Consider the following 10,490-nt stretch of genomic DNA (forward strand, 5'->3'; position numbering starts at 1 on the left):
TTATCCTGTTTCTTTAATATATAATCATTTGGACATTCAGAAAGGAAAATGAGTATGAACGCACCTCAGGACAAGAAAACAGTTGTAAAAGAGCTTTTAGAGCTTGGCAAACAAAAGGGACAGCTCACCAATCAGGATATTCTCGATGCAATCGGCGAGATGGATTTTGATCCCGAACAGCTCGAAAAACTCTATGACAATCTTGAGCAGCAAGGTATTGAAATCGTTGAGGATATGGGCGATATTAAGATTGATGACATTGACCTCGGCGACGGTAAGGATTCCGACTTTGTTGCAGACGGTGCAGTCACCGTTGATGACCCTGTTAAAGTATATTTAAAAGAAATCGGCAGAGTGCCGCTCCTTTCTTCGGAAGAGGAAATTGACCTTGCTATCAGAATTGCAGATGGCGATGTGCAGGCAAAACAGCGCCTTTCAGAGGCTAACCTCCGTCTTGTTGTAAGTATTGCAAAGCGCTACCTTGGCAGAGGTATGCAGTTCCTCGACCTTATTCAGGAGGGTAACCTTGGTCTGATTAAGGCTGTTGATAAGTTCGACTACACAAAAGGCTTTAAGTTCTCAACATATGCTACATGGTGGATCAGACAGGCTATTACAAGAGCTATTGCAGATCAAGCAAGAACAATTCGTATTCCTGTTCATATGGTTGAAACTATTAATAAGGTTAAAAAGGTACAGAGCCAGCTTTTGCATCAGAACGGTCACGAGCCAACTCCTGATGAAATTGCAGAGGAGCTTGATTTGCCTGTTGATAAGGTTAGAGAGATTATGCGTGTTGCTCAGGAGCCTGTTTCGCTTGAAACTCCTATCGGCGAAGAGGAAGACAGCCACCTCGGCGACTTTATTCCTGATGACGGTGCACCTGCTCCTGCCGACGCTGCGTCACACACAATGCTCAGAGAGCAGCTTTCAGATGTTCTTTCTACTCTTACTCCAAGAGAAGAAAAGGTTTTAAGACTTCGTTTTGGCCTTGAGGACGGCAGAAGCAGAACTCTTGAAGAGGTCGGCAGGGAGTTTAATGTAACTCGTGAGCGTATCCGTCAGATTGAGGCAAAGGCACTCAGAAAGCTCAGACATCCGTCAAGAAGCAGAAAGCTCAAGGATTATCTTGATTATTAATTAGGTATTGATTATGGTTACTTTTGAAGAATGTGCTCAGATGCTCGATGAAATTGCAGACTCAATGCCGCAGGAACTTTTCCGTGATTTAAATGGCGGAATGTCGCTTGAACCGCAGGCAAAGTTGCATCCGCAAAGCGTAAGGGGAGAGCTGTTCATACTCGGCGAGTATGTAAGAAATTCAATCGGAAATTCTATTGTGTTTTACTACGGCAGTATAATGAAAGTTTACGGAAGATTGCCCAATGACAGGCTTTACAATGAACTTGAAAAAATTATGCACCATGAAGTAAAGCACCACAACGAACACCTTTCGGGTTGCGATGACCTCGGTATTTGTGATGATGAACAGATAGTATCTTATTTGAAAAGTAATGGTATAAACGGATAATACATAAAAGCTGTATCGAATTTTCGGTACAGCTTTTGTTTTTTAGTTTTAAGTTTTTATTCTAAATGTTGGGGTAACATTAATAAATAATGGTTTAGCAAATTATTTGTCGGGCAACAAAGTAAAGCAAAATGCGACAGCGGAAAGGAAAAGCCACACACTCAAATTTTTGTGTCCTTTATAATACCGTTCTCTGCTTTGGCTCAAATGTGACTTTCTTACTTTCTGCCACTAATTAGTCTTGACTTTCGTTTAATATTAAAGATTTGATTAATCTAAAGTTTAATTATTCTATAATATAATTATAAATGTTTATTAATATATCAAATCAGTGTGTTTTCATCATTTTATGGGCTCTGCCCAAATCCGCAACCCTTTAAAAAGGGTTGACCTAAATTTTAAATTTACTTTAACTTATCAATTTTTAAATAATTACACATTGAGTATTTGTCCCGGATACAGAACATTTGGATTTCCGAGGTTGTTTTTATCCATAATGTCCTCTACCGTCATATTATACATTTTTGAAATATACCAAAGAGATTCTCCTGGTCTTACAATATGTGTGCGTGGCGACTGAGAAGTTCCTGCCGGAATCGCAAGTGTTTCTCCCACATAAATTCTGTTTGCGTCTGCTATATTGTTATATCTTAAAATGTCGTTCACCGTTGTTTGAAAAAACTGCGCAATTCCAAACAAAGTATTTCCGGGTCTGACCGTATAGTAAACAATATCCATATTATTCCTCCTTGCTTTTCTATTATAATATGCCTGCCGTTTTGCATTGCTACTGCTCTGAATATTTTTTGACAGCTACGGCAAAATATATTAGGAGGTAATAAAATGAAAATTACAATTAATTCAGTAGTTGGCAGAGAAATTATTGATTCAAGAGGCAACCCGACGGTGGAGGCAACGGTAGGTCTTACAGACGGAACATTTGCAAATGCGGCAGTGCCGTCGGGTGCGTCAACAGGTGCGTACGAGGCGGTGGAGCTGCGTGACGGCGGAGAAAGATTTGGCGGCAAAGGCGTAAAAAAAGCAGTTGCAAATATCAGCAAGGTGATTGCGCCCGAACTTTGCGGAATGTCGCCGTTTGACCAATGTGGAATTGACAAAAAGCTGTTTGAGCTTGACGGCAGTAAAAACAAGAAAAATCTCGGCGCAAACGCTGTACTTGCAGTATCGGTTGCGGTTGCCAAGGCGGCGGCAAAGTCGCTCAGACTTCCGCTTTACAGGTATCTCGGCGGTATTTATTCGGTAAAACTTCCCGTACCGATGATGAATATTTTAAACGGCGGTGCTCACGCCGCAAATAATATTGATATTCAGGAATTTATGATAATGCCTGTTGGTGCAGAAACCTTTTCTGACGGTTTACAGCAGTGCTGTGAAATTTATCATAGGCTCGGAAAAATTCTTTCGCAAAAGGGAATGGCTGCCTCTGTGGGGGACGAGGGAGGATTTGCTCCGAACCTTGAAACCGATGAAGAGGCTATTGAGCTTATAATTGGGGCAATCGCAAACGCAGGTTATAATACCGATAACACAAAGATTGCGATTGATGCGGCGGCGTCTGAATGGTACAGCGATGGTATTTATCATTTGCCAAAAAGAAATTCGGTACTGAAAACAAGCGATCTAATTGATTATTTTGAAAATCTTTGCAGCAAGTATCCGATTATTTCAATAGAAGATCCGCTTTCGGAATATGATTGGGAGGGTTGGCAGAATATTACTCAGCGGCTCGGCAGTCAAATTCAGCTGGTGGGCGACGATTTATTTGTGACCAATACAGAAAGACTTTGCAAGGGTATTTCGATTGGCGCAGGCAATTCTATTCTTATAAAAATGAATCAAATCGGAACGCTTACCGAAACCTTTGAGGCTATTGATACGGCGCAGAAAGCAGGCTACACAACTGTTATTTCTCATAGGAGCGGTGAAACAGAGGACACTACTATTGCCGATATTGCGGTAGCCGTAAACGCAGGTCAGATAAAAACGGGCGCTCCTTGCCGTACAGACAGGGTGTGCAAGTACAACAGACTTTTGAGAATAGAAAGTCTGATAAAGGGTTCTTCGGTTTACGGCTTTTAAAAATCAAATTAAATAAATTGTCAAATTTTTGCCATTCTAAAAAGGTTATTCGGCTTATTCAGGGGTTGAATGACCTTTTTTATATTGTCATTTTATAAGATTAATTGAAAAATATATAAAAATGCGAGTTGTTGTATAGCAATATGCACAATAAAAGCGAATAAAATTCTACGTTATAAAGTGGCGGATTTAAAATATAATTCTTTAAAAGATATAAAACAACTTGTAAATTATGTTAGAATGATAAATAAGAAAATATAATTATTTATTATGTATAATACTGTCCTGAAGCAAGCAGTGTTATTTTGGTCAATACTAAAACTGAATATTTTGTTTCTGATGGCGGCTTTTATAAGCAGACAAGAATTCTGAAAGGTATTGCCGCAGAGTCAGGAGGCATTTTTATTGTTATTAAAAAGATTAATTACAGGGGCATTAACAGCAATGATTATGGCAGGTATGTGCGCATCTGCAATCAGCGCAGCAGAAAACAAGAAGGTTGAAAATAAAAAGGTGAATTATCAGGCATATGCAGCCGAGCTTGACAAATCGGCGTATTCGGGCAATGACCTCGGCGCTGTATGGTCTAAGGAGTCTACTACATTTAAAGTATGGGCACCTAAGGCTGATACAGTAAAGCTCAACCTCTACGAGCATGGCAGTGACGAAGAGGGTGACGGTGGTTCTATTTCAACCAAAACCATGGAGCTTGACAAAAAAACAGGCATATGGAGCGTTAAGGTTAGCGGTGACCTTGCAGGCAAATACTACACTTACAGCGTAAAAAACGGCGACAAGGTTGCTGAAACAGGCGATGTATATGCCAAGGCCTGCGGTGTGAACGGCGTGCGCAGCATGGTAGTAAATCTCAGTAGCACAAATCCTGAGGGTTGGGAAAACGATGTTCATGTAACGGTTTCAAATCCTACCGAGGCATCTGTATGGGAAGTTTCAGTTGCAGACTTTTCTTCTTCGGAGTCAAGCGGTGTTTCAAAGGCAAACAGAGGCAAGTTCCTTGCATTTACCGAAGAGGGTACTACTGTAAACGGCATTCAGGGTGGCACACCAACCTGCATTGACTACCTTAAAAAGCTCGGTGTAAAGTATGTTCAGGTTATGCCTTTCTATGATTTCGGCTCTGTTGACGAATCAAAAGACATTATGTCGCAATACAATTGGGGCTATGACCCTGTAAACTATAACTGTCCCGAGGGTTCGTATTCTGCAAATCCTTATGACGGTAATGTTCGTATCAAAGAATGTAAGCAGATGATACAGGCACTTCATAATGCAGGTATCGGTGTAATTATGGATGTTGTTTACAACCACACCTACACACCGGATTCCGTATTCCAAAATACAGTTCCTAACTATTATTACAGAATGAACGAGGACGGCACATTTTCTAACGGCTCAGGCTGCAGCAATGATACTGCATCGGAGCATAAGATGTTCCGCAAATATATGGTAGATTCAGTTACTTATTGGGCAAAGGAGTACCACATTGACGGTTTTCGTTTTGACCTTATGGGACTTCACGATGTTGAAACTCTCAATCAGGTAAGAGCGGCGCTCGACAACCTTTATGATAACGGAATCGGCAAAAAAATTCTTATGTACGGCGAGGCTTGGAATATGTCTACTGCTTGTGACGAGGGCACAGTAATGGCTAACCAAAATAACCTCAAGCAGCTTAATGACCGCATAGGCGCATTTGACGATACTATTCGTGATGCTATTAAGGGCAGCTCAGGCGGTACAGACGGTGCATTTGTGCAGGACGGAAGTAAAAAGGGCAATCTCAAGGTTGGCATTGCAGGACAGTCAGACCGCTCATCGGGTTGGGCAAATGTTCCGTCACAGTGCGTTACTTATGCGTCTTGTCACGATAACCTTTGCCTTTATGACAAACTTGTTGATTCGGTTTACGGCAGAGATTCAGAGTACAGAAAGCGTTACGAAGATTTAGTTGCAATGAATAAGCTGTCTGCTGCCATTGTAATGACTTCGCAGGGTATTCCGTTTATGCTTGCCGGTGAGGAATTTGCAAGAAGCAAAGACGGTGACGAAAACTCTTATGCGTCAAGCCGAGAGGAAAATATGCTTGATTGGAACAATATCAATGAATACAGCGATATTGTTGAGTATTACAGAGGTTTAATGCAAATCAGAGAAGAATTTGCGGCATTTAAGGATTGCACGACACAGAGTGCAAATGCAATTAATTATTTAAATGACTTGCCAAAGACAGTTGTAGGTTACAAACTTAACAACAAAGAGCAGGGCAAATGGAATGAAGTTTGCGTTCTTTTTAACGGCGGTGATGAGTCACAGACTGTTAAAGTTGACGGAAAGTGGGTAATCGTTGCGGACAACGAAACAGCAGGATTAAGAAACCTCGGCGAAGTTGACGGCAGTGTAGAGGTTAAGGCTCACTCAGCCGTAGTTATGGCAGACAAGCAGGGCTTTGAAAACGCAGCGCTTACAATCAGAGAGGGCGCAGTTGTTGTTGACTATTACGATAACAAAACTCAGGAGCTTATCTCTACACAAACCGTAACAGGCGGTATCGGTAAGGCTTATGACCTTGCTGAAAATGCTTTTACTCTTAACTATGACATAAAGAAAACCGACGGTGACGCAAAAGGGTTCTTTACAGACGGAGTTCTTCACGCTAAGGTTTATGTTGAAAAGTACGAGGGTACTTTTTCAACAGTTACTTACCACTTTGTTGATAAAGAGAGCGGTAAAGATTTAGTTGACAGCTATTCAATTAAAAACAGAACAGGGGTTGAGTATTACACTCCCGAAATTCCGGGTATTGAAAATTACAGACTTATACTCGACGAACTTCCGAACAATGCTTCCGGTGTTCTTCCTAACAAGGATTTTGATGTAACCTTTAAATACGAAAAGATTGCGGATGATGACAAGTCAAAGGACGAATGCAGAGTAAATGTAATTTATATGGACGGCAGCGGTAAGGTTGTTGAAAAGACAACTCTTACAGGTGCAGAAGGAGAAGCTTATACGGCAGAAGAAAAAGAATTTGAAGATATGACATTAAGATTTGTTCCGTCAAATGCGAACGGTAATTTTACAAAAACAGAAGTTAATGTAATTTATTCATATTCAAACGACCCTGACCCGCTTAAGTCGGTTATGGTTGTTGTATATATTGCCGCAGGTCTAATTCTTGCAGGATGCGTTGCAAGCACTCTTTATACAAACATTAAAAGGAAAAAGGCTTTTGCCGAGTCTATGGATATAGACGAATGATTTTAGGTAGTTATTCCCACAAGGGATAGATTATAAAAAACAAGGAGGAAATAAATCTATGAAAAATACAAAGAAATTTGTTTCTGTTGTTCTTGCATTTTGTATGCTCGGTACAACAACAGCTGTTACTTCAATGGCTGCAACAACCGATGCCGAAACAGTTTCAGGCAATTCTGTAGCAGTTGATACAACTGCTACAAAAGCACTCGAGGAACTTGACGCAAATTACAGATATGATGGAGATGACCTCGGTGCTACATACACTAAAGATGCCACAACTTTCAAAGTTTGGTCACCTACAGCAACTGACATTAAGGTAAATATTTTTACAAAAGGTTCAGACGATGAACAGGGAGCAAGTAAGGTAGCCTCTTACCGGCTTGAGAAAGATGATGCTACAGGCATTTGGGAGATTAAGCTTACTGGCGAATGGAAAGACTACTACTACACCTACACAATCACAGTAGTTAATCCTACAACAGGCGAAACAACAACAAGTGAAACACAGGATGTATACTCAAAGGCAGTCGGTGTAAACGGTAACCGTTCAATGATTGTTGATCTCGACTCTACAGACCCTGACGGTTGGGACAAGGACACTCATGTATTCCAGAACGAAGTAACAGACAGCACAGTTTGGGAACTCCATGTAAAGGACTTCTCTTATGATGCATCTTCAGGTGTTTCTGAGGCAAATCGTGGTAAGTACCTTGCATTTACAGAAAACGGCACAACACTTAACGGTGAGGGCAACATTTCTACATGTATTGACTATCTAAAAGAACTTGGCGTTAATACAGTACAGCTCAATCCATTCTATGACTATGCTTCAGTAAACGAGGCAGGCAACGATGAGCAGTTTAACTGGGGCTATGACCCACAGAACTACAATGTTCCTGAAGGCTCTTATTCTTCAAACCCATATGACGGTAATGTAAGAATTAAAGAGTGTAAGGAAATGATTCAGGCACTTCACGATGCAGGCATCAGCGTTGTAATGGATGTTGTTTACAACCATACATATTCAACAGACTCTTGCTTCCAGAAGACTGTTCCTAACTATTATTACAGACTTAACAAAGCTGGCACATTCTCAAACGGCTCAGGCTGCGGCAACGAGTGCGCAACAGAGCGTGCAATGTACAGAAACTATGTTATTCAGTCATGCCTTTATTGGGTAAACGAGTACCATGTTGACGGCTTCCGTTATGACCTTATGGGTATTATGGATGTTGAAACAATGAATCAGCTCAGAGATGCTCTTGATCAGGTTGATACTAAGGTTACAATGTGGGGCGAAGCATGGACAGGCGGCGACTCATACCACCCAACAAACACTTGTGACGGTACAAAGTTTAAGTCGGCTGTTCAGTCAAACGCAGGCTCACTTAGCGAGAGAATCGGTATCTTCAATGACTCTGTTCGTGACGCTATCAAGGGCGGCGCTATGAGCATTGCAAACATAGGTTTTGTTCAGGGCTCAAAGGGTGCTGCTAAGGGTATTTCTTACGGCTTGTTCGCTAACTCAAACGCTAACTACAAGTGGAAAGCTAAAGCTCCTTCACAGTCAGTTACATACGCTGACTGCCACGACAACGCTGCTCTTTACGATCAGCTCGTTGCTTCTACAGCTTCAGGCGACTACGGCAACCGTTACGAAGACCTCGTTAAGATGAATAAAATGGCAGGTGCTATTGTAAATACTTCACAGGGTATTTCATTTATGCTTGCAGGTCAGGAAATGGCTCGCACAAAGTACGGCGATACAAACAGCTACAAGTCTTCACCTGAAATCAACAAGATTAACTGGAACAACATTCTGGAGTATCAGGATCTCGTTTCTTACTACAAGGGACTTTACGAAATCAGAAAGAACTTTACACCATTCACAGCAATGGATAAGTCATATTCATCAGCTTACACACTTAACCAGTCAATGGGCAGCGCATTCTCTAATCAGGTTGCCTTCACAGTAAAGAACGACCAGCCTGACGAGTGGCAGACAATGGCTGTTATCCACAACTCAGCTAAAAAAGCAGAAGAAGTTAAGCTCAAGGATGAAAGCTGCACAGAGTGGGTAATTATTGCTAACGATAAGACAGCCGGTTTAAAGAAACTCGGCGAGGTTTCAGGTTCAACATTTACTGTACCTGCTATTTCAACAGTAATTGCTGTTGACAAGGCAAGCTTTGATAAGCTCGCTCTTGATGACGGTATGGGTCAGGTAACTGTAAACTATGTTTACGAAAAGACCGGCGAAAACCTCGTAGATCCTGAAGTAATTCAGGGTACAATCGGTACAGGCTATGCAACAGGTGAAAATACAAGTATTCCTGAAACATATGTATTAAGTAGGGTAGAAGGCCCGGTAGAAGGCAGATACTCTGAAACTCCTGCAGTTGTTACATATTACTATGCTGACTATGTTCCGGAGTCATTTAAAAATGCTGACTTAAACAATGACGGTATTGTTGATGTTCGTGATGTAACATTAATGCAGACTATCATTACTAATCCTTCAAGCGTAGATGCCGAAACATTTGCTAAGATAGATGTAAACTACGATACAAGGAAAGATGTAAATGATGTTACAGCTCTTCAGACTTATACTACCGGTAAGCCGGTATCATCGGGCAGTGTTACAGTAAACCATTACTACACAGATGAGAATGGCGAAGTTAAGAAGATTACTCCTTCAACAACAATTTCAGGTAAGGTTGGCGACGAGTATACAACAACAAGCTACCGTACAATCGGTTATACTGTTGATACAACAAAAACACCTGAAAATGTAAACGGTCACATTCCTTATGGTGTAGATATGAGCGTTGATTACTACTATGTAGCGTCAAGCATGGATGTTAAACTCCATGTTAAGCACAATGGTTCACTCACTTGGAATCCGTCACTTTGGCTCTGGGGTTCAGATACAAACGGTGTTGATGCTGACAACTACACAACATCAGGTGAATGGCCGGGCGATACACTTACAGAAAAGGATGAAAACGGTTGGTATGTTAAGGACTTCACTTGTACAAAGGCAGGTTCTTACAATATAATTGTTTCTGACAAAGGTACAAATCAGACAATTGACTATAAGGGCTTTATTGACAACGAGCTTTGGATTGTAATCGATGACTCTAATGTAATGGGTGGTACATACCTCACATTCTACACAGAGAATCCGGATAATAACCCAAATGCACCAATCGCAGTTCCGATTGCTTAATCTGAAATAATTTTAGCCGACCTCGTAAGGGGTCGGCTTATGCTTTTGGCATATTTTAAATTAGGAACACGCTTTGTTCTGATTTTTGTCAAACAGTTATGTTTATTTACAAAAAAGTTTTTGGAAAAATTATGGTTTAGCGCATAGCTTTAGCTAAATAATTTTAAAATTTAGGTCAACCCTTTTTAAAGGGTTGCGGGTTTGGGCAGCGCCCATAAAAATCTTCCGATATAACAATTCCTCGGGCGCAAACAGCCACGCTGTTTGCGTGATTGTACTTAGTTTGAAAAAACAGGCGACAGCCTTTTATAAAAGAAATAATTAACTTTTTTCATTATATAGTGAATGTCT

6 protein-coding genes are annotated in these 10,490 nt (G+C 41.0%); 5 read left to right on the forward strand and 1 reads right to left on the reverse strand.

What is annotated here, in order from left to right; translation table 11 throughout:
- The first annotated feature begins 54 nt into the window (after positions 1 to 54).
- Complete coding sequence (gene rpoD / locus DXC23_RS10140) at positions 55 to 1,140, forward strand: RNA polymerase sigma factor RpoD (RefSeq protein ID WP_117706081.1); 1,086 nt, start codon at positions 55 to 57, stop codon at positions 1,138 to 1,140.
- 13 nt (positions 1,141 to 1,153) lie between these two features.
- Complete coding sequence (locus DXC23_RS10145; RefSeq protein WP_117706083.1) at positions 1,154 to 1,531, forward strand: metallopeptidase family protein; 378 nt, start codon at positions 1,154 to 1,156, stop codon at positions 1,529 to 1,531.
- A gap of 432 nt (positions 1,532 to 1,963) precedes the next feature.
- On the opposite strand, the gene DXC23_RS10150 is transcribed toward DXC23_RS10145, so the two are convergent.
- The gene (locus DXC23_RS10150) at positions 1,964 to 2,269 is read right to left on the reverse strand and encodes a LysM peptidoglycan-binding domain-containing protein (protein ID WP_117706085.1); all 306 of its coding nucleotides are present in this window, start codon (positions 2,267 to 2,269) and stop codon (positions 1,964 to 1,966) included.
- Positions 2,270 to 2,374: 105 nt separating this feature from the next.
- Between DXC23_RS10150 and eno the strand changes: the two genes are divergently transcribed.
- The 3 genes from eno (at position 2,375) to pulA (DXC23_RS10165) (ending at position 10,139) form a co-directional block, all read left to right on the forward strand.
- Positions 2,375 to 3,631, forward strand: a complete 1,257-nt coding sequence (gene eno / locus DXC23_RS10155) for a phosphopyruvate hydratase (RefSeq protein ID WP_117706086.1) — start codon at positions 2,375 to 2,377, stop codon at positions 3,629 to 3,631.
- Between the two features lie 405 nt (positions 3,632 to 4,036).
- Entirely contained in the window at positions 4,037 to 6,910 is a 2,874-nt protein-coding gene (gene pulA / locus DXC23_RS10160) for a type I pullulanase (RefSeq protein WP_117706088.1), read from the forward strand.
- A 58-nt stretch (positions 6,911 to 6,968) separates the two neighbouring features.
- Positions 6,969 to 10,139 carry a type I pullulanase gene (pulA, locus tag DXC23_RS10165; RefSeq protein ID WP_117706090.1) on the forward strand — a complete coding sequence of 1,057 codons (3,171 nt, stop codon included), beginning with the start codon at positions 6,969 to 6,971 and terminating at the stop codon, positions 10,137 to 10,139.
- Positions 10,140 to 10,490: the final 351 nt, after the last annotated feature.

Origin of the sequence: Eubacterium sp. OM08-24, from assembly GCF_003438075.1 — a bacterium.
In the GTDB taxonomy this organism is placed as follows: domain Bacteria; phylum Bacillota; class Clostridia; order Oscillospirales; family Acutalibacteraceae; genus Ruminococcoides.